Source organism: Providencia zhijiangensis (assembly GCF_030315915.2).
GTDB lineage: Bacteria > Pseudomonadota > Gammaproteobacteria > Enterobacterales > Enterobacteriaceae > Providencia > Providencia zhijiangensis.
Genome location: NZ_CP135990.1, coordinates 1,694,283 through 1,719,077 on the forward strand (window position 1 = coordinate 1,694,283; position 24,795 = coordinate 1,719,077).

The following is a 24,795-nucleotide window of genomic DNA, read 5'->3' on the forward strand; positions in this document are numbered from 1 at the left end:
AGATACTTGTGTCTGCCAGTTTTTTTTGTAATGCTCTTACACATTCATTTTTGGTTATCAAAATAGCCGTGATTTCTTGGGTATAACATGAATAAAGAACAAGATACCGACAGCAAAAAGGGCTATGTGCCAACGTTTCATAAATCCTATTTATTACCTAAATATTGGGGCGTTTGGCTAGGTGCAGGCCTCTTTGTTGCGCTTGCTTATATCCCTGTAAAAGTGCGTGATCCTATGCTGGCAAAAATAGGCAAATGGGTTGGACGATTAGCGAAAAGCGCCCGTCGTCGGGCAAAAATTAACTTACTCTATTGCTTTCCTAATATGGAAGAGCAACAAAGAGAAGAGTTGGTTGACCGGATGTTTGAAACCGCACCACAGTCTTTTGTCATGTTAGCTGAACTGTGTGTGCGCGGCGCAGAGCGCACATTAGCGCGTACGCAGTGGCATAACAAACAGATTATTGAGCAACTGCAGGAACAGCAAAGCAATGTGATTTTTATGGTTCCTCACGGCTGGGCCGTAGATGCTCCTGCCATGCTATTAGCGGCGATGGGGCAGAATATGGCTGCTATGTTCCATCACCAGAAAAACCCTGTTGCAGATTATTTATGGAACAAAGCACGTTACCATTTTGGTGGGCGACTTCATTCTCGTGAAGCAGGAATTAAACCTTTTATTGCATCGGTCAGGCAAGGTTACTGGGGTTTTTATCTACCAGACCAAGATCATGGGGAAGAGCACAGTGAGTTTGTTGATTTCTTTGGTACATACAAAGCGACCTTACCCGCGATTGGCCGATTGATGAAAGTGTGTAAAGCGAAAATTGTTCCTTTATTTCCGGTGTACGATCACGTTAATCATCAATTACATATTTATGTTCGTGAACCAATGGATGATATTGATGGGCAAGATGATAACTATATTGCACGTCGAATGAATGAAGAGTTAGAGTTTTTGGTTGAGCCTAATCCAGAGCAATATACGTGGATCCTTAAGCTCTTGAAAACACGCAAGGAAGGTGAGATAGAACCTTACCAGCGAAAGGATTTATATCGCTAGATTTCTTTTCAGAATCATAAAAAGCCACGGTAATAATTATCCGTGGCTTTTGTTTTTTAGGGGATTATATGTTTATCAGTATATATAATTGTGGAATAAATTTAATTTTAAAGGTGACTTTAAAATAATGCTAAAAATCCAAAAAGGATGAGTGATATTCTAAATGCATTGTTATATTCTTCCCGAGATAAAAGCGAGTGAAGATGACGGGCTGGAAAAATTATGGATAAAACAAAAACAACATTAGATCAGTGGATAACTTTACAAGCTGTAGTCGATTATGGCGGGTTCGCACAAGCAGCCGAAGTATTGCATAAAACACAATCTTCGATTAGTTATACCATTAGTAAATTAGAACAAATATTAGATATTGAAATCTTTGTAGTAGAAAAACGACGAGCCGTATTAACAGAACAGGGTGAAGCGTTATTAACATTATCACGAGAAGTAACCAATAAAGCGATTGCATTAGAAATAGCCGCAAAGTTAATAAATAAAAAAATAAATAATAAAATAAAAATTTTTATAGATGCATTATATAGCAGCGATGACCTATTAAATAAAATTGGGAGCCTAATAAAAAGTAGAAAAGATTATGATGTCGAATTAACTAAAACACTACTTAACCGGGAGGATATATTGTCATCCAAAGAATTTGATTTATTGATATCTCATCATTATGTTGGTTCATTAAACCCTATCTTTTTAGGAGAGGTTGATGCAGTTCTTGTTACAGAGCCAAATCATTATTTACAGCGATGCACGAAAGATAAAATTAGACATAAACTGGAAAAAACACCACACATTGTTTTGTCCTCTACATTTCAAGATAAGATACAGAGTCACCAAATTGTTAAGGTTGCAAATACTGAAACAGCAATTAAATTAGCTAGAAATTCAGTTGGCTACTCTTGGTTCCCTAGAAATATCATTCATGAATTGATAGAGGGAAATATCCTAAAAGAAGTTGAGAATGATATAGGTAATTCAAAATATCAATTCTATATGTATAAAAACAAGAGCCCAATAATCAATGAAATAATAATAAATTACCTATTCAATGATTTCCGAACTAATTAATTTTGATTTTAAATTTATTCTGTAAAGCATATAAGTATTTTTGATTTAAATTTAAAAAATTCAATGTAACCATTCATTAACTTAATTGAATGGTGGTGCTATATTTCTGGCGAACAGAAAATATAGATTACACTTCGTCTTTAAAAGATAAATTTAAAAACATACATTCTATTTATAGGAAATATTATGCATATTCTAAATAAATCCCTAACTTTATTGGGACTGACTTTGGCTATCACGATGTCACCAACAGTATTTGCCTCTGGTGTGATTAATTTTACGGGAGAAATAACGGAGCAAGCTTGTACCGTAGATAGTCAATCACGTAACTTAAATGTTGATCTTGGTAGAGTCTCCACCAAAAGTTTATCTTCCGCTGGAGAAATGGCTGGATTAACGAATTTCACAATTAAACTCGTGGATTGCCCTGAAGATACCAAAGTTACCGTTAATTTTGGTGGAAACCGAGATTCGGTTGACCAAGATATTCTGGCGTTACATCATGGTGCTGGAACATCAAAAAACGTGGGTATCGCCCTGTATGAAAAAAATGCAACTTCTCAGATCAAATTATACGAAGATAGCAAAGAGGTTGCTTTAGCTGGAAAATCAGCAGAATTGGAGTATGTTGCAGCGTTTAAAGCAACGGGGGCCGCAACGGCGGGGCAAGCGAATAGTAGTGCAGTTTATAGTATTCAATATCAATAATATGATGGGTGACGTTTGTCACCCATATTTATTTTATGTTGGCATTCATATGAAAATAATTTATTCAGTTGTGCTATTTTTTTTCTGTTTTGTTTCTTTAGCATCAGCATCTGGGATCAGTGTAGGTGGAACTCGTTTTGTTTACATGGATAATAAACGAGAAATCTCAATTCCCATTTTTAATAGTAATGAAAAAAAACCTTTTTTGATTCAAAGTTGGGTAACAGGATTTAATGAGGATATTAAAGCGCCATTTATTGCAACCCCTGCTTTATTCCGTGTTGAGCCGAGTAGTTATGGTGCTGCAAGAATTGCGTATTTAGGTCAGCCACTTTCATCTAATCAAGAAAAAATATTTTTATTAAATATAAAATCAATACCGCCTAAAGATGAAAATATTGAAAATGAATTGCAAATTATTATTAATTCTCAGTTTAAACTTTTCCTACGTTCAAATGATATTGAACCATTGGATTTTGAAAATATAATATTAACAAAAGAGTATGGTGGAATAAAAATTAATAATAAAACACCGTATCATTTATCAATTAAAAGCATTTTAATAAATGGTCAGTCTATAAAAGGAATGAAAATGGTCTACCCATGGGTAGATGATTATATTTTAAAAAAGAGGATAGGAAAGGGGCATGTAGTTACTGTCGAATTTATTAATGACTATGGTGCTATTGTGGAAAAGAAAATAACCAAGAGCTAGTGTATGGAAACACACCATTTAATCAAAAGTTGGTTTTATAGTAAAAAAATTAAATTCATTAATATTACATTTTTTTCATCAGTTGGATTTGCATCAATTTCTAGCGCAAGTGAGATATTTGACATCAATGCAATTAATACAGGAATTGAAAATAAGCTATCTGACTCTTCACTATTAAATTATCTTTCTAAAACCGAAGGGCAACTTCCTGGTCGTTATCAGGTCAATATTTATGTGAATGGAAACAAAGTTGCAGATGAGTTGATTGAATTTATTTACAATAATGAAGAAAAAAAACTGAAACCTAAAATAACAAAAGAACAGTTAATGAGTTGGGGTGTTAAGCCCTCAATGTTATTACAAAAAAATGAAATCTCTTCAACCGATAAATTCTTAGATATTAAGCACTCAATTGATGGTAGTGACATTCACCATGATTTTTTTTCAAATCGATTAGATATTAGTATTCCTCAAATTGGAATGGAAATGGCGAGCCGAGGCTATATTGACGTCACTGAATGGGACGATGGAATCAATGGGATGTTTATTAACTATTCAGCACGCTTTAACCGATCGTGGGGAAATCCAAACAGCCAACAAAATATTTATGTAGGCCTACGAAATGGAATTAATTGGGGGGCCTGGAGGTTACGTAATCACAGTTATTACAATGACACGAATGAAAAAGCCATTTTGCATAGTTTGCAAACCTTCTTAGAGCGGGATATTCGTGATTTGAAAAGCCATTTAATTATTGGAGAAACAGCGTCTGATAACGGGATTATGGATGCTTTTCAATATCGCGGTATAAAGCTCATGTCGGAAGAAAGCATGTTACCGCAAAGTCGCCGTGGATTTGCTCCTGTTGTTAATGGGGTTGCAAATACTAATGCGGTGGTCACTGTTCGTCAAAATGGTCAGATTATTTATCAAACGTCAGTACCTGCTGGGGAATTTATATTGAATGATCTTTATCCTACATCGTTCAATGGGGATTTACAGGTTATGGTCACTGAAGCGAATGGATCAACAAGAACATTTACTCAACCTTTTTCTAATGCCCCAATAATGCAAAGAGAAGGCACATTAAAATACAGCATCGAACTTGGAAAATATCGAGAAGAGAGAGGAATAGAACGACCTTATTTTATTCAATTCTCAGGGATCTATGGTCTGCCAATCAATTTGGCGAGTTATGGCAACGTGTCGTTATTAGGTGGCGCGCTTATCTCAGAAGATAAACAAGTTTATGTTTTAGGATCTGGGGTGAGTCTAGGTTATTTCGGGGGTATTTCACTGGATATGACATACTCACAAGCACAATGGCAGCAATATGCAAATATGACGGATCAAACCTACCGTTTTCAATATACCAAATATATTCAAAGTACAGCGACGGCACTGAATTTATCTGCTCAATATGCCGTAGAACCCGATATAAACAAGGTTCTTTTTCAAACCATAAATAGTGATCAAAGGTCAAAGAAGCACAGGTTACAGGTTGCGTTGAGTCAAGTGTTAGGGAAATGGGGATCTTTAAACATTAATGGTTATCAGCAAAAGTATTGGGGGCAGTCAGGTTCAGATAATAACCTTACAGTCGGTTTTAGTTCTCAGTATCAATCTATTAATTACAGTTTTTCCTATTCCCATTCTGAGCAAAGTAATCCCCATAGGGTTGATAGGTTATTTTCCTTTAATTGCAGTATGCCATTTCGTTGGAAAGAAAAGGCTTATTGGGGTGTTTATAGCTACAACACGAGCGATAATGCAGGGGGAATAAGCACATTTAGCTTGAATGGCTCAGCTTTCAATTCCAATCCATTACAATATGACATTACTCAGCAATATCATCATAAGAATCAACAATTCAGCCATGGTATTCGTGGAAATTACTTAACCTCTTACGGCGAATTTGGCGCAGGTTGGGATGATGCTTCTGAATATCAAGCTGCCCATGCTGAGGCGACAGGGTCGCTGTTATTTCATCAAGGTGGAGTGACAGCTTCACGCGCGTTTTCTGATGCCATTGGACTGGTTAAAGCTCAAGATATTGATAATTTGAAAGTGAATAATACACCTTCATTGCATACTAATGGGCAAGGGTACGCAGTGGTTCCCATGTTAACGCGCTATGAACGCAATAAAGTGAGCGTAGATACCTCGACGTTAAAGGGTAATGATGATGTGGAGTCGAGCTCAGCGACCGTTGTTCCCACAAGCGGTGCGATTATTTTGGTGGATCTCAAAGCGAAGCGTGGTGGGCGAGTGGTATTAAAACTGAAGAAAAATAATCAGTTACTCGGGTTTGGTACCCAAGTTAATCTTCTCACACAGCAGCGTATCGTCTCATCGGGCATTGTAGCGAATGATGGAGAAGTGTATTTGAGTGGGGTTCCTGCACAGAGTGTTGTTCACATTAAATGGGGAGAAGCGCATACACAACAGTGCCAATTGCCTCTTCAGATTGATTTGAACAATCAAGATATTCAATTTATTGACGGGGTTTGCCAATAAGGGATCTTATGAAACAGTTTGCTATCTCCAGCGCTATCTACGCCATTATGTTGTTGTTCTCACCAAGACTTTTCGCAGACTACCGAGCAGAATTTTCATCTTACACGGTACCGATATCTCAAACGCTGTATGTTCCTAAAAGTGCGCCCATCAACTCACATATTGCAACGATAGAGCTGGGAACCTATACGCCATGGGCGTGGTGGAATGAATCAGGGATAACGCGAGTGGGAATTAATTTACCCGGTATATTTGATGATCATTATCAGATAGCAGGGGTTGGCGCCATTAAAGAAATTGGCCTCTCAGGTATCGGCTTTGCATTGCACGGTTCAGTTAATAGCCCCTGTTCAGCGCGGGGGTATGTGAATGGTAAAAATAATCGCGATGGAAATCCGGCGAATCGCTTGCTGTGTCCAAGCAGCGAATCAAGGGGTAATTACAGTGTTACCTTGAAAGCCGCATTCTATAAAATCCGCCCTCAAGTGAATTCTCAATTATTACAATCGACTAGCGCTGCGATGCTTATTGTGTTTAATGATAAGTTTATTACTCAGGATGCATTTGGAAATGTTGAGCCAAAAATTTGGTTGTCACCGATTAATGTGATTGCTAATGGATGTGAAGTTAAAAATCGGGTAGTCAATGTCGCCTTTGGTCAGGTGGAAAAGTCAGGCGCCAATGGGGTGGGTATGACAGTTGCGAATAGCCGTAAACGATTCAAAATTGAGCTTGAATGTGATGAATCCTCGCCAATAAAGATCCGTTTTATGGGAATGGCTGATGCGAGTGGATTAGGTGGAACGATTGCACTCAATAATCCGAATCATCAGAAAACTGCAAAAGGCTTTGGCATTCAAATTAAACACAAAGGAAAACCCATTAAACTGAATCAAATGGTGCAAGTTTCCCGCTTAAATCAAGCGCAACACTACGTTATTCCGTTAGAAGCGGCCTATATTCAAACCGCAGAGAAAACACACGGAGGAAAGGCGGATGGAACGCTGCAATTTAATCTGCAATATCATTGAGATGACAAAATAAAAGGGAGCCTAAGCTCCCTCTATAACGATAAATTGAACGACTAGACTATCATTCAACTACTAAAATACGGCAGGTATTGGTGCTGCCGATGGTGCCCATTTGGTCACCTTGAGTCACGATAACCGTATCACCAACCATCAAGTAGCCATTGTCACGTAATCGTGCGATGGCCTCACTTGCTGCCGCAATACCATCAGTATGTGTGCTGCAAAATACGGGGGTGACACCACGATACAGTGAACATTGGTTCAATGTTTTTTCATGGCGAGACATCGCGAAAATTGGCAAGCCAGAGCTAATACGCGACATAATACGTGCGGTACGACCTGATTCAGTCATCGCAATGATCGCTTTAACACCTTTTAGGTGGTTGGCGGCATACATGGTTGACATCGCAATCGCATCTTCGGAACTTTCAAATTCAGCGTCTAAACGGTGTTTTGAAATATTCAGGCCCGGCATTTTTTCCGCACCAAAACAGACTTGCGCCATGGCAGCGACAGTTTCCGCTGGGTATTGTCCTGCTGCGGTTTCTGCGGATAGCATCACCGCATCGGTTCCGTCTAAGACAGCGTTTGCCACGTCCATCACTTCTGCACGGGTTGGCATTGGGTTGGTGATCATGGATTCCATCATTTGAGTTGCAGTGATCACCACACGGTTCAATTGACGGGAACGACGAATTAATTTCTTTTGCACCGCAACCAGTTCAGGATCACCAATTTCAACCCCTAAATCACCACGGGCAACCATCACCACATCAGAGGCAAGGATCACTTCGTCCATGATATCGTCAGTTGCGACTGCTTCAGCACGTTCAACTTTGGCGACGATTTGGCATTCGCAGCCTGCATCACGCGCTAAACGGCGAGCATAATCTAGATCTTCACCTGAACGCGGGAAAGAGACAGCCAAGAAATCCACATTGATTTTAGCGGCGGTAATAATGTCGGCTTTGTCTTTTTCTGTCAGGGCTTCTGCGGACAAGCCACCACCGAGTTTATTGATGCCTTTATTATTGGAAAGTTGTCCACCGACAGTCACTTCGGTGAAGACTTGTAAACCTTGAACTTCACGAACTTTTAACTGCACGCGACCATCATCCAGTAGGAGAATATCGCCAGGTACCACGTCAGCAGGCAGACCTTTATAGTCGATACCCACTTTATGCTGGTCGCCTTCACCTTTACCTAATGAAGCATCCAGCGTGAATTTATCACCAACATTGAGGAAAACTTTACCGTCTTTAAAAGTAGAAACACGAATTTTCGGACCTTGTAGATCCCCAAGAATAGCGACGTGACGCCCTAATCGAGCCGCAATCTCACGCACTTTATTTGCGCGAGCCATGTGGTCTTCAGGAGTTCCGTGAGAGAAATTAAGGCGAACAACGTTAGCCCCAGCATTGATAATTTTTTCTAGATTATTATCACGATCGGTTGCTGGACCAAGGGTTGTAACAATTTTAGTTCTTCTAAGCCGTCTAGACATGTATTACTCCGTGACCTGTAATGGTACAAATATAAGTGAAACCATTTCACTCCATTTCGAAACCTATTTACTGCAAATAGGGGTGCTGACACGAGCACAGCTATTATATACAGCAAATTTCTTAAAGCCATCGGGAGAATAAAAACTCTTTGGGCCCGGTAGAATTAAGAAACCTCTTTTAACATTGTCATTTCCATCTTTCAGACATTATCAAACCGCGAATCGCGTAACGCTTCTTTGACCCGTTTCAAGTTATCTCTAAATTTTTCGCCTCTACGCAAAGTAAATCCAGTGGTTAATACATCAATGACGGCAAGCTGTGCCATCCTAGAGACCATTGGCATGTACATATCGGTATCTTCAGGGACATCAATAATAATCGATAAGTTGGCTTCTTTGGCGAGAGGAGAACCTTCAGAGGTAATTGCGATGACCGTCGCATCATTCTGGCGAGCGAGTTGCGCCATATCGACTAAGGCTTTTGTGCGTCCTGTGTGAGAAATCAACACAATCACATCCCCCTCACTACTATTGATGCAGCTCATGCGTTGCATGACAATATCATCAAAGTATATGACTGGAATATTAAAACGGAAAAATTTATTCATCGCATCGTGGGCAACCGCCGCAGAAGCCCCAAACCCAAAAAAGCTGATTTTTCGCGCTTGAGTAAGTAAATCAACGGCACGATTAATGGCATGAGTATCGAGGGTATGTTTGACATTGTCTAACCCGGCCATTGCGGATTCGAAAATCTTGTGAGTATAGGTATTGACGGTGTCTGTCTCTTCGATATGGCGATTAACGTAAGGCGTGCCATTAGCGAGATTTTGAGCCAGCTTTAATTTAAAGTCAGGAAACCCTTTGGTTTCCATTTTGCGGCAAAATCGGTTGACGGTAGGCTCGCTGACATCCGCCAATTGGGCCAATGCAGCGATACTTAAATGAATAGCACTTTGGGGCATACTTAAAATGACTTCCGCCACTTTTTTTTCTGATTTACTCAAAAAATCGAGGCTAGTTTTCATTTGTTCTAAAATATTCATATAGCAAAAGTGCCTATTTCAGCAAAAGGAGAAATATTTCTGCCATCAGCGTATGGTGGCATTAACATCCGGATATGACTGAAAATATACTACGTGTTGATAGTAAGCTATCTATACACTGAGCGTAACTAATGGCTTTTTTTACGAAAATATGACCCGTATCTAATTTTCAACTTAGTAAACTCACCACATAAACCGTGATTTTCTAACAAAGCTGGAAGCATTCAGTGATAAAAAATTTTATTGATGTCTGGGTATGCTGTATTTTTCAGCATAAAAACTGTGACCAGCGTCATCAATATTTACTGAGCAGGAGCAAACGGGTACATTAGCAGGCAACCGATTGTATTTTTATTAAAAACGACATTCAGAACCTATCTCATTAGAGTGAAATACCCCCTTGTTTTCTCTGGGCTCTAATCAGATAGTTTCTAAATTCCGCAGATTGAGGAGAACCAACATGGCGGTACATAATGCTGCTCAAGCTTGTGACTTGATTATTTTCGGCACTAAAGGTGACCTAGCGCGTCGCAAGTTACTTCCATCACTGTATCAACTGGAAAAAGCAGGTTATATCCATCCAGATACTCGTATTATCGGCGTTGGTCGTGCCCAATGGGAACGGAACGATTATGTAGAATTTGTGCAAAAAGCCCTAAATGACTTTTTGAAAGAAGAGCTAGATCCTGCGCTGTGGGAGCGTTTAAGCGCCCGCTTAGATTTCTGCAATTTAGATGTCAGTGAAACCGATAACTTCGTTCGTTTAGCGGATATGCTCAAACAAGACGAACAACCTGCCATCCATTACTTCGCGATGCCACCAAGCACATTTGGTGAAATGTGTCAGGGGCTGGGTCATGCAGGGCTGAACAAGCAACCGAACCGCGTGGTAATGGAAAAACCATTAGGAACAGACTTAGCTTCATCTCAGCAGATCAACAACGAAGTGGCTAAATATTTCGATGAAAGCCAAGTTTACCGAATTGACCACTATCTAGGTAAAGAAACAGTTTTAAACTTACTGGCACTGCGTTTTGCGAACTCACTGTTTATTAATAACTGGGATAATCGCACCATTGACCATGTGCAGATCACTGTTGCAGAAGAAGTCGGTATCGAAGGTCGTTGGGGTTACTTTGACCAAGCTGGTCAGATGCGCGATATGGTGCAAAACCATTTGCTGCAGATCTTAACGATGATTGCCATGTCACCGCCGGCAGACTTAACCACTGACCGTATTCGTGATGAAAAAGTGAAAGTGCTGCGTTCTTTACGTCGCATTGACCACACAAACGTGCGTGAGAAAGCGGTACGCGGTCAATATACTGCGGGCTTTGTGCAAGGTAAGAAAGTACCAGGCTACTTAGAAGAAGAAGGCGCCAACAAGCAAAGCCAGACAGAGTCCTTTGTGGCTTTACGTGTGGATATTGATGACTGGCGCTGGGCAGGCGTCCCATTCTACCTGCGTACGGGTAAGCGTTTACCTGCAAAATGTTCAGAAGTTGTGGTCTATTTTAAAAAGCCGGCACTGAATATTTTCTCTGAAAGCTACCAAGATTTACCACAGAACAAATTGACCATTCGTCTGCAACCAGATGAGGGTATCGATATTGAAATTATGAACAAAGCGCCGGGCTTGGATCATAAGCACCGCTTACAGACTACTAAGCTGGATTTAAGCTTCTCTGAAACCTTCAATCAAACGCATCTTGCGGATGCTTACGAGCGTTTATTATTAGAAGCCATGCGCGGAATTCAAGCATTGTTCGTTCGCCGTGATGAAGTGGAAGAAGCATGGAAGTGGGTCGATTCCATCATGGAAGCGTGGGCAATGGATAACGATGCGCCTAAGCCGTACCAAGCGGGAACTTGGGGGCCAATTGCTTCAGTAGCAATGATTGCTCGTGATGGTCGCTCGTGGAATGAATTTGAGTAATATTTTATTTCCATAAACTGGAATGATGAGATGGCGGGGAGGCTGAATCCCCGCCATTTTTTTAGCTAATACTTTCTTCTTTATCTTTTTTTATTCTTTCCGCGATAGAAATTTCCGCAAGCCATTGAATTTCACGTTGGCTAAATGACAAAGTTTTATTTTTTTCTGTTAATTCAAATGAAAGCGATGAATTTTTTATTTTAAGCATAGGATAGCTATTTATTTCTTTTATGATTTTTGGATCAGTGAGTTTAATGGTTGAATGAAATACAACAGGGATATGTTTTGCAGGTTTTGATCTTGAAAAGAAAGCGCTGATTGGCATTGTAAATCCTTTAGTGATGCATTTATTGAATGCGGAGTCTGCCATGACTCATGACGCTTCTCTTTAATAATGTGATGGTTACCATGATGTAGACTCAAGGTAACCATTCAATTTGGGTTATCTTAAAGCACTAGCTCACTTCGACCTGTCGCAGCCATATGAATGATTCCTTGCTCGATACGTAAACACGCCATTTTAGCCGCATCAGGAACCGATAAACCGGCCAATAATTGAGCGGTAAGCTCAGCGCCGAATAGGTCGCCAGTGCCTTTGGGTGTTACAGGGTAACGTTTGTGGCGAATAACGGCGACATCCTGTTTCGTTACACAGACCACTTCAATGCTTTCCTCATCAGGTTGAAAAGCGCTCGTAATGATGACCCACTGCGTGTGACCTTTGAGCAACGAGCGAGCTGCACGGGTGGCATCGTCTAGATTGTTGATCTCTTGTCCACTGAGTGTGGAAAGCTCAAATTTGTTTGGGATAATTCCCGTCGCGAGTGGGATGACTTCATGCCGATAAATATCGGCAATCGCTGGAGGAATATAAAAGCCACTATCTTCATCTCCCATTACAGGGTCGACAATGACAGGCATTTTAGGATGTTGCTCACGCACAGAGGCGAGCCAATTTGCAAGGTCGTGAGCTTTATCTGGTGAACCTAAATAACCCGTTAAAATGGCTTTAACGCTCTTTAAGCTGCCACGTTCAACGAAGCCTTGCAAATAACCGCGAAACCATTCACCGGGTAATTCGCCACCATAACAAGTGGCATAGTGGGGGGTGTTGCTTAGAATAACAGTGGGAACCGCAGCAACGCGTAATCCTTGTTTGGTCAATGCAGGCACAGCGATGCTATTACCTACACTGCCATACACAACTTGTGATTGAATGGAGACGACATCATAAGGAAGTGGGGTAGCATCGGCGGCGTTTTGAAAGCTATTTGACGTTAGCGTAAAGGTATCCATGACTCTCTCTTATTGGTGTTCATTATTGCTATTTTCTAACGGATAACACGATAAGAAGCGTGTTGACGTTGATTGTCAATGGTAACCGAAAAAATTCATATTGAATGGGATGGTTACAGCATAAAAAAGGGTGATAAAAAATTTTTTTTGCTTAGATCCTCTAAAAATAAATGCGAGAAAAATAACGGAATTATTCGCAAAATAGACGCTGCCACTGTATTGCTTAGCATATTAATGAATATTTATGCATAAATATGAGGGATTCAAAAAGTGTTTGTATTCATTGACTTAATAATTTTGGCATGATAGAAATAGCTTGAAACTAACAATTATATGAGGGTTCGGAGTAACTTGGATGGATGTCCATCCGATGAAATGAATGAGATATCATGCTTAGCGTGACTAGCATAAAGATCAGTAAGTCCCAAAGAAGATCAACACACAAGCTTTTCCTTTCCGCTATTCTTTCCAGTGAGCATCACTGGTGTGGCGCATTATAGCGTCCTTCTAGATTATTCAATCCGCTGAATAAAATCAGCATTCTTTTGTTTTTATTTGAATTTTAAACAGCTTAAAGCTTAAACATCAAGCTCATTGCCTTTCTATCTTGTTCAAAAAACAGGCTATGGCGAAGCTGTATCTAGAGGGATACTATAATGATTTATTGGATATTTTTAGCATTAGCTATCGTGACTGAGGTCATTGGTACGTTATCAATGAAACATGCCAGTGTAAGCGGTGATTTCACTGGTATGGCAGTGATGTATGTGATGATTGCGACTTCCTATATTTTACTGGCGGTTGCGGTAAAAAAAGTGGCCTTGGGTGTCGCTTATGCGATGTGGGAAGGGGTCGGCGTTCTGTTGATCACTACCTTCAGTGTGTTGTGGTTTGGAGAATCGCTGTCACCGATGAAAGTCGGTGGATTAGTTTTCCTGATCACGGGTATTGCATTGATCAAATCAGGCACCAAAAAAGCGACTGTTAGACAGTCAGCTCAGAAGGTAAAACAAGCTGCCAAGAATGCGGTTGATTCCGCCAAAGCCCGAGCTTTAGTGACAAAGACCGCTAAATCGGAGGTGTAATATGGCCAGTCAATTTGAATGGTGGCATGCGGCATTTTTGATCCTCGCAGTGGTACTGGAAATTCTAGCCAACGTATTTTTAAAAATGTCGGATGGTTTTAGACGTTATTGGTTAGGAATTTTGTCTCTTGTTGCTGTATTAGGGGCATTTAGTGCACTGGCACAGGCAGTGAAGGGAATCGAACTGTCAGTCGCTTATGCCTTATGGGGAGCATTCGGTTTAATCGCCACAGTTGCTGCCGGCTGGATCTTGTTTAATCAACGCCTAAACTATAAAGGCTGGGGTGGGTTAGTATTCCTGCTTATTGGTATGGTGCTGATTAAAATGTCGTAACGGATAATACAATTCTTAAAGCTATTAGTGCTTATTCTACAATATAGTACTAATAGCTTTTCAATATATAATTACATCAAAATTAATACTTTCAGTGAAATGAAAATTTTAAAATATTGATCTAATGTCCATAGAATAATATATGGTTATTTATTCATACGTTAATGAAAATAATTTTATCTCTATTTATTTTTCCAATAGCAGCCATTCGGCGGCCTGTGGGCAAGGTAACACAATAATTAAAGGTTACCAAGCGCTGAGAGATCCCCTCATAATTTCCCCAAAGCGTAACCATGTGTGAATAAATTTTGAGCTAGTAGGGTTGCAGCCACGAGTAAGTCTTCCCTTGTTATTGTGTAGCCAGAATGCCGCAAAACTTCCATGCCTAAGCGAACTGTTGAGAGTACGTTTCGATTTCTGACTGTGTTAGCCTGGAAGTGCTTGTCCCAACCTTGTTTCTGAGCATGAACGCCCGCAAGCCAACATGTTAGTTGAAGCATCAGGGCGATTAGCAGCATGATATCAAAACGCTCTGAGCTGCTCGTTCGGCTATGGCGTAGGCCTAGTCCGTAGGCAGGACTTTTCAAGTCTCGGAAGGTTTCTTCAATCTGCATTCGCTTCGAATAGATATTAACAAGTTGTTTGGGTGTTCGAATTTCAACAGGTAAGTTAGTTGCTAGAACCCATGGCTCCTTTGCCGACGCTGAGTAGATTTTAGGTGACGGGTGGTGACAATGAGTCCGTGTCGAGCGCTGATTTTTTCGGCCTTTAGAGCGAGATTTATACAATAGAATTTGGCATGAGATTGGATTGCTTTTAGTCAGCCTCTTATAGCCTAAAGTCTTTGAGTGACTAGATGACATATCATGTAAGTTGCTGATAGGTTTCCAGTTTTCCGCTCCTAGGTCTGCATATTGTACTTTTCCTCTTACTCGACTTAACCAGTACCAACCCAGCTTCTCAACGGATTTATACCATGGCACTTTAAAGCCAGCATCACTGACAATGAGCGGTGTGGTGTTACTCGGTAGAATGCTCGCAAGGTCGGCTAGAAATTGGTCATGAGCTTTCTTTGAACATTGCTCTGAAAGCGGGAACGCTTTCTCATAAAGAGTAACAGAACGACCGTGTAGTGCGACTGAAGCTCGCAATACCATAAGTCGTTTTTGCTCACGAATATCAGACCAGTCAACAAGTACAATGGGCATCGTATTGCCCGAACAGATAAAGCTAGCATGCCAACGGTATACAGCGAGTCGCTCTTTGTGGAGGTGACGATTACCTAACAATCGGTCGATTCGTTTGATGTTATGTTTTGTTCTCGCTTTGGTTGGCAGGTTACGGCCAAGTTCGGTAAGAGTGAGAGTTTTACAGTCAAGTAATGCGTGGCAAGCCAACGTTAAGCTGTTGAGTCGTTTTAAGTGTAATTCGGGGCAGAATTGGTAAAGAGAGTCGTGTAAAATATCGAGTTCGCACATCTTGTTGTCTGATTATTGATTTTTCGCGAAACCATTTGATCATATGACAAGATGTGTATCCACCTTAACTTAATGATTTTTACCAAAATCATTAGGGGATTCATCAGTACCAAGCGCGTTTAAGTGTGGATTATGGCACCTCAATAGCTCAGTCTACTCAACTTTTTGATATATCCGTTAATTATAAAGACACTAGTTGTAGTGGCTATTTTACAATTCAATCAATACATCATTTCCAAAAATGAATTTACTACAGTATTCACTGGTTTTTGTGAAAAATTAGATTCTCTTTATTTTATTAATTCATTTTTATGAAAAAAGCATTAAACCCTTCAGAGTAGAAAATCTATTTATATCTATCCTAAGCTTATTATTACCGGTTACTATTTCAGTAACACTTCTATCTGTATCTGCCATCATATTAACTGCTGTGATTACATCTTATATTGATGCTGATTTTGCTGGTGCAATAAATAAAGAAATTATTCCATGAATGTATTTTTAAATCCATAATATGAATTAGTCTGTATTTATTTTTTTTATATTTAATAGGTAGAAATAAAAATGCATTTATTGTAGCGCAAGTAATGGTGAAAACTGATATAAAGATAGCGTAATAATAAAGGAATGAAGTGAATTCAAAAACGGAAATTGAGCGTAAATTTACATTTCCGTTTGATATGTTATAGTTTAGGAAGTAATTAATATATGTAATAATAAAAGCAATTAAAATTATACTAAAATAACCAAATATAGTTGTAATTATCCCTTTATTATATAATTCAAAATGTTCTTTTTTTATCTCTATCGAATTCCACACAATCAAATAGTATGGAATGGAAAAGAAAGGTGCCATTTTACAGTATAAAGCGGATAGATAGCTTTCATTTCGATAATAATCTGAGTAAATTACAGGTATCTCACCTATCCAATTACTAATGTTTATTATTACTATATTGGGTATCATGTGTAACCATATAGTAGAGAGAGGAACAGCTCCCAGTAAAATGGTAATAATAAAAACTAAGCTTGAATTGATCTTGAAAGGCATTTTAGAATTCCTACTTCATATGGTGGTGATAATAATATTCATTCCTATTGTCATGTAAAGATCTATTACTTCCTACTGTGTAGAGAAATACAAATTTCATTTGAGATGAAAAAGAATATGAGAAACAGTAAAGACTCTAAATAATACGTTTTTACTTTTAATAATAAATCAAATGGATAGGTAAATAGAGGCCAAAGCTCGTTACTACCGTCATATGGCGATACGCAATGAAACTGAAAAAATAAGTGAAGTGAGAAAATAAAAGGTCAAGTTATCCCGTTAAAAAATAATGGCGTTCACTTAAGGTGAGCGCCATTAGGCTGATGATTATTTTTCAAGTATCAATTAAGACTAATCAATCGCCGCAACGATTTTAATCTCAACTTTATATTCTGGCTTCATTAGCGCGGCTTGAACCGTGCAACGAACAGGCGCGCTACCCGCAACAACCCATGCATCCCACGCTTGGTTCATGCCAGCAAAATCTGCTTTATCTGCAAGGAAGATAGTCGCATCTAAAATTTTGCTTTTATCGGAACCCACACGGCCTAACATGACATCAATAGCGGCTAAGGTATCTGCGGTTTGAATAATAATGTCGCCATCCAGTTTTTCTGGGACGCTAGTGTAATAGACCACGTTGTTATGGATAACAGCTTCAGACCAACGGGTATCTGGGTCAATGCGTTCAATAGTCATAATTGTTCCTTATTATCAATGCTGCCCAAGGATATCAGTTTGCTACTATGATGAAAATCAGTTCATTGATGAAACGATAATTAGCTCAGCAGCCATCTTGAACTCATGGTAAAGTGTGCCTATCAACGGTAAGCAATATAGGTTCGTAGTGTCTAACGACTTTTCAGCAGATGGCTTTCTAGCAAAAACAATTCCCGGTTTCCAACCTCGAGCTGCGCAGGTCACTATGTCTGACGCTGTCACTCAATCTATTGAGCAGCAGCATGTGCTGGTGGCTGAAGCGGGTACAGGAACAGGGAAAACCTACGCTTATCTCGTCCCTGCATTACGAAGTGGCAAAAAAGTGATTGTTTCTACGGGGTCGAAAGCCCTACAAGACCAACTTTATCACCGCGACCTACCTACGATTATCGATGCGATGAACTACACAGGAAAAACGGCGCTATTAAAAGGGCGTTCAAATTACCTGTGTCTTGAAAGGTTAGATCAGCAATCCCTCGGTGGAGGTAGCCTCGAACCGGAGATCCTCGCTGCGGTTGTGAGATTACGCAGTTGGTCCATCGAATCAGAACTGGGGGATACCAGTACCTGCCATGATATTGCTGAAGATAGCCCTGTTTGGCCGTTAGTCACTAGCACCAACGATAACTGTTTAGGCAGTGATTGCCCCCGCTACCAAGAGTGCTTCGTACTCAAAGCGCGTCGTAAAGCTCTTGATGCCGATGTAGTGGTCGTTAACCACCATCTTTTTATGGCGGACAGAGTGGTGAAAGATACCGGTTTTGGGGAGTTGATCCCCCAAGCTGATGTGATGATCTTCGATGAAGCCCATCAAATCCCTGATATTGCAAGCCAATATTTTGGTCAACAACTCAGTAGCCGGCAATTGTTAGATTTAGCTCGCGATATGATAATGACGTATCGTACAGAGCTAAAAGACCAAGCTCAATTGCAAAAAAGTGCTGATCGACTGACGCAAAGCACACTGGATTTTCGCCTTAATTTAGGGGAAAACAGCTTCCGAGGTAATTTACGGGAATTACTGAAATTGTCGGAAGTTCAGCGAGCGTTAACGCTGTTGGATGATGCACTGGAACTCTGTTATGAAGTCATCAAAACGTCATTAGGGCGTTCCCAAAGTTTGGATTCTATTTTTGAGCGCGTGACGATTTACCGCAACCGTCTTAACCGCTTAAAGGATGTCACCATACCGGGTTATAGTTACTGGTTTGAGAGCTACGGACGTCACTTTTTATTAGCTTTAACACCACTCACTGTCGCGGATAAATTCAGTGAAATGATTGCGAGTACGCCGGCTAGTTGGGTGTTCACCTCGGCGACGCTTTCCGTGAACGAAAAACTCAGCCACTTTACGGATAGATTAGGACTCAATTCCGCGAAAACGTTATTGCTCGCAAGTCCGTTTGATTATGAAAGCCAAACCTTGCTGTGTGTGCCTCGCTTTTTACCGGAACCTAATCAACGGGGTAGCGCTCAAAAGCTTGCCAATATGTTGCGGCCGTTAATTGAAAAAAACCGAGGTCGCTGCTTCTTTTTATGTACCTCTCATTTAATGATGAGGGAATTAGCCGAAGAGTTTAAAGCGTCGTTGACATTGCCTGTGCTTATGCAGGGGGAAAGCAGTAAAAATAAATTGCTGGCACAGTTTATTGCGGCAGGAAATGCCGTTTTGGTCGCTACGAGCAGTTTCTGGGAAGGGGTTGATGTCCGGGGTGATGAATTGACCTGCGTGATCATTGATAAACTCCCGTTTACAGCACCGGATGACCCGTTATTACGTGCTCGGATTGAAGATTGTGAACTCCGAGGCGGAGACCCATTTGCCGACGTTCAATTACCCGATGCCGTCATCACATTAAAGCAAGGGGTTGGGCGGTTGATCCGCGACACAAAAGATTACGGTGTTATTGTGATTTGTGACAATCGGCTCGTGACACGCCCTTACGGAGAGGTGTTTTTGCGAAGCTTGCCTCCTTCGCCACGTACGCGAGATTTGAATAAAGCGATTGAATTTTTGGCAGCAAAGCGCGCGGAAGCGATTGAGAAACACTAATTTTATGCAATCCTGTGGGCGGTTTATGCTAAGATACCGCCCATCTTTCAGGTTGCCGTCATAAGGCGACAACAAAAAACCTAATATTTGCCGGAGTTTAGGCATGTCGAGTCGTATTCTAGCTGTTGATACAGCCACTGAAGCTTGTTCTGTCGCATTACTGTGCGATGGTGAAATTATTTCGCGTTTTGCAATCTCTCCTCGCGAACATACTCAAAAAGTATTGCCGATGATCGAAGAAGTACTGGCGCAAGCAGGCATTAAACTTAATCAATTAGATGCATTAGCATTTGGGCGTGGACCGGGTAGTTTTACTGGGGTTCGAATTGGTGTGGGCATTGCTCAAGGACTAGCGCTGGGTGCCGATTTACCCATGATCGGTGTTTCCTCGTTGATGGCGCTGGCACAAGGGGTATACCGCACAACGAATAGTTCCCGTGTGCTGGTGGCGATTGATGCGCGAATGTCTGAAATCTATTGTGCGCAATATCAACGCGATGAACGCGGTTTTTGGTTAGGTGAAGAAACGGAAGCTGTGATGCTACCCGCTGATTTCAAATTAAAATTTACGGAATTAGAAGGGCAATGGAGTCATGCAGGAACGGGCTGGGCGGCTTATCCTGAATTATTAGAAGGCTCATTGTTGACCGACAGCCTAATCACATTACCTGCAGCGCAAGATATGCTGCCAATTGCAGAGCAGCTGTGGCAGGCAGGAAAAGTGACTGCGGTCGAGAATGTCGAACCGACTTACTTGCGTAATGAAGTGACTTGGAAAAAATTACCCGGTCGCGAATAACGGATCGTGAATAAATAGAAGCAGCATGATTTTTGTCGAATAAAAAAATAGCTATCAGGGTAAAACCGATAGCTATTTTTTTAATCTAAGATATAGAATCGCTGTTTAATTGAGCTATCATTGAATAAATAAGCGTTAATAAAAATTGGATTGCACATATAATGTGATAAGGAATACCAGCAGTTTTAATACGAACTATCTCATTCTATAATGACGGCTAATTGGAGGTGGTAAATGAAAATTCAATTTAGCTACCGCTCAGCAATGAAAACGCTATTACTTGCGGGCATATTAGCGCTAGCAGGTTGTGTATCAATCCCTCAGTCTATTAAGGGGTCAGTACCTAATCCTGCAGATAATCTTAAGTCGGTGCAAAATGCGCCGGAGATGTATATTGGTCAAGAAGCGCGCTTTGGCGGTAAAGTGTTATCTGTCTTTAATGAGCCGAAGAGAACGCGGATTGAAATAGCCGTTATGACGTTAAATAAATATGACGCTGCACCTGAATTAAACTCTCCGTCGCTTGGTCGTATTTACGCGTATATCAATGGGTTTGTTGAGCCAAACGATTTTAAAAACCGCTATGTCACTGTTGTGGGTAACATAACTGGAGAACAAGCGGGGAAAATCGGAGAGGTACCTTATCAGTATGTGACAATGAATGTCACTGGCTTCCAGCGTTGGAGTATTGCACAAAGTGTGATGATGCCACCGCCGGCAGGTCCATGGGGTTATGGGTATTATGGTTCCCCATATTACTATAATCATCCTTGGGGATGGGGCTATGGATACCCTGTGGGGCCTGCCCAAGTGCAGACGTATTTAACGGAAGATTAAGCAATAGTATAATTCTGCTAAAAATCCTAGTTAAGCTAGGATTTTTTTTATAAAAAAACTGAGCGGGAGTAGGCTATTAACTGCTTAATTCTCCAAAAATTCCTGACAACGGTGTATAATTACGGGTTATAAGCAGACTAAAGTTCTGGTGAATTAATCATAAGTTGAATAGGGCGGCATTGACCGCCTTATTTTTATCTCGAAGGAATGAAATTTATTTAGTGATATAGCTCTCAACCTTAACATTGTCTAATTTTCAAACTGGTACAATGAGTTAATAATTTGTTAAAGGGTTGTGTAAAATAATAACTCACTAAATTCAGGAGTGACATTTTGGAAAAAATCTGGCTAAAAAACTATCCTGCTGATGTACCTGAAGAAATAAGTCCTGATGACTTCGCGTCATTAGCAGAGTTACTTGAAAATGCCGTTTCTCAATATGCGGATCAGCCAGCGTTCATTAATATGGGCGCCGTAATGACCTACCGTAAACTTGAAGAGAGAAGCCGCGCATTTGCCGCCTACTTACAAAATGGACTGGGTCTTAAAAAAGGTGACCGAGTTGCTTTAATGATGCCAAACTTGCTGCAGTATCCTATAGCGCTGTTTGGGATTTTGCGTGCGGGTATGGTGGCGGTTAATGTTAACCCTCTGTATACCCCGCGAGAGTTAGAGCATCAGTTAAATGATAGCGGGACGACAGCGATTGTCATCGTTTCTAACTTTGCGCATACATTAGAAAAAATCGTTTTTAATACCAAAGTTAAACACGTTATTTTGACCCGCTTAGGGGATCAGCTACCGCGCCCGAAAGCCACAATTGTGGATTTTGTGGTGAAATATGTAAAACGGTTAGTTCCAAAATACAACTTGCCGGATGCTATTTCATTTCGTCGTGCTATGCATCAAGGTTATCGAATGCAATATATCAAGCCGAATATTATTGGCGAAGATTTAGCATTCTTACAATATACCGGTGGCACGACAGGGGTAGCCAAAGGTGCAATGTTAACGCATCGCAATATGTTAGCGAATATAGCCCAAGCCAAAGCCGCTTATGGTCCTGTGTTACATTTTGGTCATGAATATGTGGTAACGGCACTGCCTCTTTATCACGTCTTTGCGCTGACCGTAAACTGCTTATTGTTTATTAGTGTGGGTGGTGTGAATCTACTTATCACCAACCCGCGAGATGTGCCAGATACGGTGAAGCAATTATCCCGTTATCCATTTACATCGATCACGGGTGTTAACACGCTCTTTAATGCATGGCTGCAAAACCCGGAATTTCAGAAGCTTGATTTTTCCCGTTTAAGACTGTCTGTTGGAGGCGGAATGCCTGTCCATAAAGCGGTTGCTCAGAAGTGGCAAGCGCTGACTGGGCGGCATTTACTCGAAGGTTATGGCTTAACAGAATGTTCCCCATTAGTTTCTGGTAACCCATATAATTTAACGGCTTATAGTGGTAGTATCGGGATACCTGTTCCATCAACAGATGTGAAGTTTTTAGATGATGATGGGCATGAAGTTCCTCATGGTACTCCTGGGGAAATGTGGGTAAAAGGCCCGCAGGTGATGAAAGGGTATTGGAATCGCCCTGATGCGACCAGTGAAGCTATCGTTGATGGTTGGTTAGCCACTGGTGATATCGCCGAAATAGATGACGAAGGCTATATTCGTATTGTTGATCGCAAAAAAGATATGATTATTGTCTCTGGATTTAATGTCTACCCGAATGAAATTGAAGATGTTATTTCCATGCATCCTGATGTTATCGAATGTGCTGCAATTGGGGTGCCAAGCGAAAGTACTGGGGAAGCGGTGAAGGTTTTTGTGGTCACCAAAAATTCAGCTCTGACCGCTGCAGATCTAAAAACATTTTGCCGTCGTTCATTAACGGCTTATAAAGTCCCGAAAATTTTTGAGTTTCGTGATGAGCTGCCGAAATCTAACGTAGGAAAAATTCTACGAAAAGAATTACGAGCCGAAGAGCAGCAATCACGAGAAAAATCACCGTCATAGCGAGTAAGCGATGAATAGCTAATTAGGCGATGAATTAACAAAAGCAATGTGTGTAACGCCGGTTTTTACCGGCGTTACTGTGTCAATCAGATACACTTAACCAAATTATAATAAAGAGAAACTTGTTTTGAATTACCGTTTAGTCACAACAGATAGCGAATTAGCCCAAGTCTGCCAAGAGGCCAGTGATGCGCCGTGGTTAGCATTAGATACTGAGTTTGTTCGCACACGAACCTATTACCCGCAACTGGGTTTATTGCAGTTGTATGATGGAAAACAGGTTTCACTGATTGATCCGCTATTAATGACGGATTTTAGCCCATTTAAGGCGCTGTTAACCAATCCAAACCAATTGAAGTTTTTACATGCAGGCAGCGAAGATTTAGAAGTGTTTATGCATGATTTTGGTTGTGTGCCAGAGCCGATGATAGATACTCAAATCGTCGCGGCATTTTTGGGTTATCCCATTTCTTGCGGCTTCGCTACGTTGGTGGCAGAGCATTTGGGTGTCGAGCTAGATAAAAGCGAATCTCGAACAGACTGGCTCGCGCGTCCTTTAAGTTTGAAGCAGTGTGATTATGCGACGGCGGATGTACTTTATTTACTGCCACTAGCCAAAATTTTGATGGAAAAAGTGACAGAAGCAGGTTATTTAGCTGATGCCCAAGACGAATGCCAGCGAGTGGTTGCGCGTCGTCAAAAAACAGTTAAACCTGAAAAAGCCTACTTAAATATCACCAATGCGTGGCAATTACGTGATGAACAACTTGCTTGCTTACAGCTGCTGGCAGCATGGCGTTTGGATCAAGCAAAAGCGCGGGATATGGCGATCAATTTCGTTATTAAAGAAGAAAACCTGTGGAAAGTCGCTCGTTATTTACCGAGCTCTTTAGGCGAACTGGATGCTCTCGGTTTATCTGGACAAGAAATTCGCTGCCATGGTCGCCGCTTGTTAAGTATTGTCGAAGAAGCGAAGAAACTGGACGCCAGCCAGTATCCAGAACCTGTTGCTAATATTACTGAGCAGAGCCAATACAAAAGCATTTTTAAAGAGATCAAAGGGGTGGTGAAAGAGATCGCCGAGAATGAAAAATTCAACCCAGAGTTATTAGCATCTCGTCGACAAATTAACCAGTTATTAGCGGTGCATTGGGGGCTAAAAGAGAAATCATGTCAGCCTGAACTGCTTGCTGGTTGGCGAGGTCGGTTACTAGAAGCGCCATTAACCCAATTACTTAGCCAAGCGTAATCATAATAAAGGCACAAAATAGCGATAATTTTGTGCCTTTATGCCATTTTCAAAGTACTTTTTTTCTTGGGCATTTTGTTACTCATATCAATAAGCTTTATTCTCATCCCGCCAATATTAAATATTTATTCTTCTTTAAATAATGAAGATTATTATTTAGCACTAATCTAAAAATAACACCGCGCTTTGATATTAATGGCGCTATTTAATGTATTTCAATTCTGTAATTACTCTTAAAAAATAGTAAATATAAATAAAAATCGAACTTAAAA

Annotated in this window: 21 protein-coding genes; 14 read left to right on the forward strand and 7 right to left on the reverse strand. The window is 40.6% G+C overall.

Features of this window, described 5'->3' with window-relative positions:
* Positions 1-87 precede the first annotated feature (87 nt).
* From lpxM to QS795_RS07790, 6 genes are all read left to right on the forward strand, one after another.
* On the forward strand, positions 88-1,062 hold the full coding sequence (gene lpxM / locus QS795_RS07765) for a lauroyl-Kdo(2)-lipid IV(A) myristoyltransferase (RefSeq protein ID WP_154603900.1): 975 nt from the start codon (positions 88-90) through the stop codon (positions 1,060-1,062).
* A 222-nt stretch (positions 1,063-1,284) separates the two neighbouring features.
* Positions 1,285-2,142 (forward strand): LysR family transcriptional regulator, encoded by an 858-nt coding sequence (locus tag QS795_RS07770; protein WP_286271915.1) that lies wholly within the window; start codon positions 1,285-1,287, stop codon positions 2,140-2,142.
* A gap of 186 nt (positions 2,143-2,328) precedes the next feature.
* Positions 2,329-2,850 carry a fimbrial protein gene (locus tag QS795_RS07775; protein WP_286271917.1) on the forward strand — a complete coding sequence of 174 codons (522 nt, stop codon included), beginning with the start codon at positions 2,329-2,331 and terminating at the stop codon, positions 2,848-2,850.
* A gap of 49 nt (positions 2,851-2,899) precedes the next feature.
* A complete protein-coding gene (locus QS795_RS07780) occupies positions 2,900-3,565 on the forward strand; it encodes a fimbrial biogenesis chaperone (RefSeq protein ID WP_286271919.1) in 666 nt (221 codons plus the stop codon).
* A gap of 3 nt (positions 3,566-3,568) precedes the next feature.
* On the forward strand, positions 3,569-6,082 hold the full coding sequence (locus QS795_RS07785; protein WP_286271921.1) for a fimbria/pilus outer membrane usher protein: 2,514 nt from the start codon (positions 3,569-3,571) through the stop codon (positions 6,080-6,082).
* Between the two features lie 8 nt (positions 6,083-6,090).
* Positions 6,091-7,113 (forward strand): fimbrial protein, encoded by a 1,023-nt coding sequence (locus tag QS795_RS07790; protein WP_318627126.1) that lies wholly within the window; start codon positions 6,091-6,093, stop codon positions 7,111-7,113.
* A gap of 61 nt (positions 7,114-7,174) precedes the next feature.
* Here the strand turns inward: QS795_RS07790 and pyk are convergent, their stop codons facing one another.
* Both pyk and QS795_RS07800 read right to left on the reverse strand, forming a co-directional pair.
* Positions 7,175-8,617, reverse strand: coding sequence for a pyruvate kinase (gene pyk, locus QS795_RS07795; protein ID WP_036948247.1), 1,443 nt, complete (start codon positions 8,615-8,617; stop codon positions 7,175-7,177).
* Between the two features lie 200 nt (positions 8,618-8,817).
* Positions 8,818-9,663, reverse strand: a complete 846-nt coding sequence (locus QS795_RS07800) for a MurR/RpiR family transcriptional regulator (RefSeq protein ID WP_154626743.1) — start codon at positions 9,661-9,663, stop codon at positions 8,818-8,820.
* Between the two features lie 460 nt (positions 9,664-10,123).
* Here QS795_RS07800 and zwf point away from each other — a divergent pair, with 460 nt between their 5' ends.
* Positions 10,124-11,599 (forward strand): glucose-6-phosphate dehydrogenase, encoded by a 1,476-nt coding sequence (gene zwf / locus QS795_RS07805; protein WP_154638197.1) that lies wholly within the window; start codon positions 10,124-10,126, stop codon positions 11,597-11,599.
* 61 nt (positions 11,600-11,660) lie between these two features.
* On the opposite strand, the gene QS795_RS07810 is transcribed toward zwf, so the two are convergent.
* Both QS795_RS07810 and pdxK read right to left on the reverse strand, forming a co-directional pair.
* Complete coding sequence (locus QS795_RS07810) at positions 11,661-11,924, reverse strand: hypothetical protein (protein ID WP_286271930.1); 264 nt, start codon at positions 11,922-11,924, stop codon at positions 11,661-11,663.
* Positions 11,925-12,046: 122 nt separating this feature from the next.
* Complete coding sequence (pdxK, locus tag QS795_RS07815; protein WP_286271932.1) at positions 12,047-12,895, reverse strand: pyridoxine/pyridoxal/pyridoxamine kinase; 849 nt, start codon at positions 12,893-12,895, stop codon at positions 12,047-12,049.
* A gap of 656 nt (positions 12,896-13,551) precedes the next feature.
* Here pdxK and mdtJ point away from each other — a divergent pair.
* Complete coding sequence (gene mdtJ / locus QS795_RS07820; protein ID WP_154603890.1) at positions 13,552-13,980, forward strand: multidrug/spermidine efflux SMR transporter subunit MdtJ; 429 nt, start codon at positions 13,552-13,554, stop codon at positions 13,978-13,980.
* 1 nt (position 13,981) lies between these two features.
* On the forward strand, positions 13,982-14,314 hold the full coding sequence (gene mdtI, locus QS795_RS07825; RefSeq protein ID WP_154603889.1) for a multidrug/spermidine efflux SMR transporter subunit MdtI: 333 nt from the start codon (positions 13,982-13,984) through the stop codon (positions 14,312-14,314).
* A gap of 269 nt (positions 14,315-14,583) precedes the next feature.
* On the opposite strand, the gene QS795_RS07830 is transcribed toward mdtI, so the two are convergent.
* From QS795_RS07830 to QS795_RS07840, 3 genes are all read right to left on the reverse strand, one after another.
* Positions 14,584-15,792 carry an IS4-like element ISVsa5 family transposase gene (locus QS795_RS07830; protein WP_001339197.1) on the reverse strand — a complete coding sequence of 403 codons (1,209 nt, stop codon included), beginning with the start codon at positions 15,790-15,792 and terminating at the stop codon, positions 14,584-14,586.
* A 421-nt stretch (positions 15,793-16,213) separates the two neighbouring features.
* Positions 16,214-16,843, reverse strand: coding sequence for a colicin immunity protein Cui (cui, locus tag QS795_RS07835; protein ID WP_318627128.1), 630 nt, complete (start codon positions 16,841-16,843; stop codon positions 16,214-16,216).
* A gap of 351 nt (positions 16,844-17,194) precedes the next feature.
* Positions 17,195-17,542 (reverse strand): RidA family protein, encoded by a 348-nt coding sequence (locus QS795_RS07840; RefSeq protein WP_036948225.1) that lies wholly within the window; start codon positions 17,540-17,542, stop codon positions 17,195-17,197.
* 148 nt (positions 17,543-17,690) lie between these two features.
* On the opposite strand from QS795_RS07840, the gene QS795_RS07845 reads away from it, so the two are divergent.
* The 5 genes from QS795_RS07845 to rnd all read left to right on the forward strand — a co-directional run bounded on the left by QS795_RS07845 (position 17,691) and on the right by rnd (position 24,523).
* Positions 17,691-19,616 carry a DNA repair helicase YoaA gene (locus QS795_RS07845; protein ID WP_286272102.1) on the forward strand — a complete coding sequence of 642 codons (1,926 nt, stop codon included), beginning with the start codon at positions 17,691-17,693 and terminating at the stop codon, positions 19,614-19,616.
* Positions 19,617-19,719: 103 nt separating this feature from the next.
* Positions 19,720-20,415 (forward strand): tRNA (adenosine(37)-N6)-threonylcarbamoyltransferase complex dimerization subunit type 1 TsaB, encoded by a 696-nt coding sequence (tsaB, locus tag QS795_RS07850; protein ID WP_286272101.1) that lies wholly within the window; start codon positions 19,720-19,722, stop codon positions 20,413-20,415.
* 234 nt (positions 20,416-20,649) lie between these two features.
* Positions 20,650-21,252, forward strand: coding sequence for a Slp family lipoprotein (locus QS795_RS07855; protein ID WP_286272100.1), 603 nt, complete (start codon positions 20,650-20,652; stop codon positions 21,250-21,252).
* A gap of 333 nt (positions 21,253-21,585) precedes the next feature.
* Positions 21,586-23,274 (forward strand): long-chain-fatty-acid--CoA ligase FadD, encoded by a 1,689-nt coding sequence (fadD, locus tag QS795_RS07860; protein ID WP_154603885.1) that lies wholly within the window; start codon positions 21,586-21,588, stop codon positions 23,272-23,274.
* Positions 23,275-23,401: 127 nt separating this feature from the next.
* Positions 23,402-24,523: a ribonuclease D gene (rnd, locus tag QS795_RS07865; protein WP_154637759.1), complete on the forward strand. Its 1,122-nt coding sequence runs from the start codon at positions 23,402-23,404 to the stop codon at positions 24,521-24,523.
* Positions 24,524-24,795 lie beyond the last annotated feature (272 nt).

Bases quoted from the DNA above. Each gene is read 5' to 3' on its own strand.
- QS795_RS07810 (WP_286271930.1), bottom strand. From the start codon at position 11,924: ATGCCAATCAGCGCTTTCTTTTCAAGATCAAAACCTGCAAAACATATC.
- QS795_RS07785 (WP_286271921.1), top strand. From the start codon at position 3,569: ATGGAAACACACCATTTAATCAAAAGTTGGTTTTATAGTAAAAAAATT.
- tsaB (WP_286272101.1), top strand. From the start codon at position 19,720: ATGTCGAGTCGTATTCTAGCTGTTGATACAGCCACTGAAGCTTGTTCT.
- QS795_RS07840 (WP_036948225.1), bottom strand. From the start codon at position 17,542: ATGACTATTGAACGCATTGACCCAGATACCCGTTGGTCTGAAGCTGTT.
- zwf (WP_154638197.1), top strand. From the start codon at position 10,124: ATGGCGGTACATAATGCTGCTCAAGCTTGTGACTTGATTATTTTCGGC.
- QS795_RS07790 (WP_318627126.1), top strand. From the start codon at position 6,091: ATGAAACAGTTTGCTATCTCCAGCGCTATCTACGCCATTATGTTGTTG.
- mdtJ (WP_154603890.1), top strand. From the start codon at position 13,552: ATGATTTATTGGATATTTTTAGCATTAGCTATCGTGACTGAGGTCATT.
- QS795_RS07770 (WP_286271915.1), top strand. From the start codon at position 1,285: ATGGATAAAACAAAAACAACATTAGATCAGTGGATAACTTTACAAGCT.
- QS795_RS07855 (WP_286272100.1), top strand. From the start codon at position 20,650: ATGAAAATTCAATTTAGCTACCGCTCAGCAATGAAAACGCTATTACTT.
- QS795_RS07775 (WP_286271917.1), top strand. From the start codon at position 2,329: ATGCATATTCTAAATAAATCCCTAACTTTATTGGGACTGACTTTGGCT.
- QS795_RS07830 (WP_001339197.1), bottom strand. From the start codon at position 15,792: ATGTGCGAACTCGATATTTTACACGACTCTCTTTACCAATTCTGCCCC.
- QS795_RS07800 (WP_154626743.1), bottom strand. From the start codon at position 9,663: ATGAATATTTTAGAACAAATGAAAACTAGCCTCGATTTTTTGAGTAAA.
- mdtI (WP_154603889.1), top strand. From the start codon at position 13,982: ATGGCCAGTCAATTTGAATGGTGGCATGCGGCATTTTTGATCCTCGCA.
- cui (WP_318627128.1), bottom strand. From the start codon at position 16,843: ATGCCTTTCAAGATCAATTCAAGCTTAGTTTTTATTATTACCATTTTA.
- lpxM (WP_154603900.1), top strand. From the start codon at position 88: ATGAATAAAGAACAAGATACCGACAGCAAAAAGGGCTATGTGCCAACG.
- pdxK (WP_286271932.1), bottom strand. From the start codon at position 12,895: ATGGATACCTTTACGCTAACGTCAAATAGCTTTCAAAACGCCGCCGAT.
- QS795_RS07780 (WP_286271919.1), top strand. From the start codon at position 2,900: ATGAAAATAATTTATTCAGTTGTGCTATTTTTTTTCTGTTTTGTTTCT.
- pyk (WP_036948247.1), bottom strand. From the start codon at position 8,617: ATGTCTAGACGGCTTAGAAGAACTAAAATTGTTACAACCCTTGGTCCA.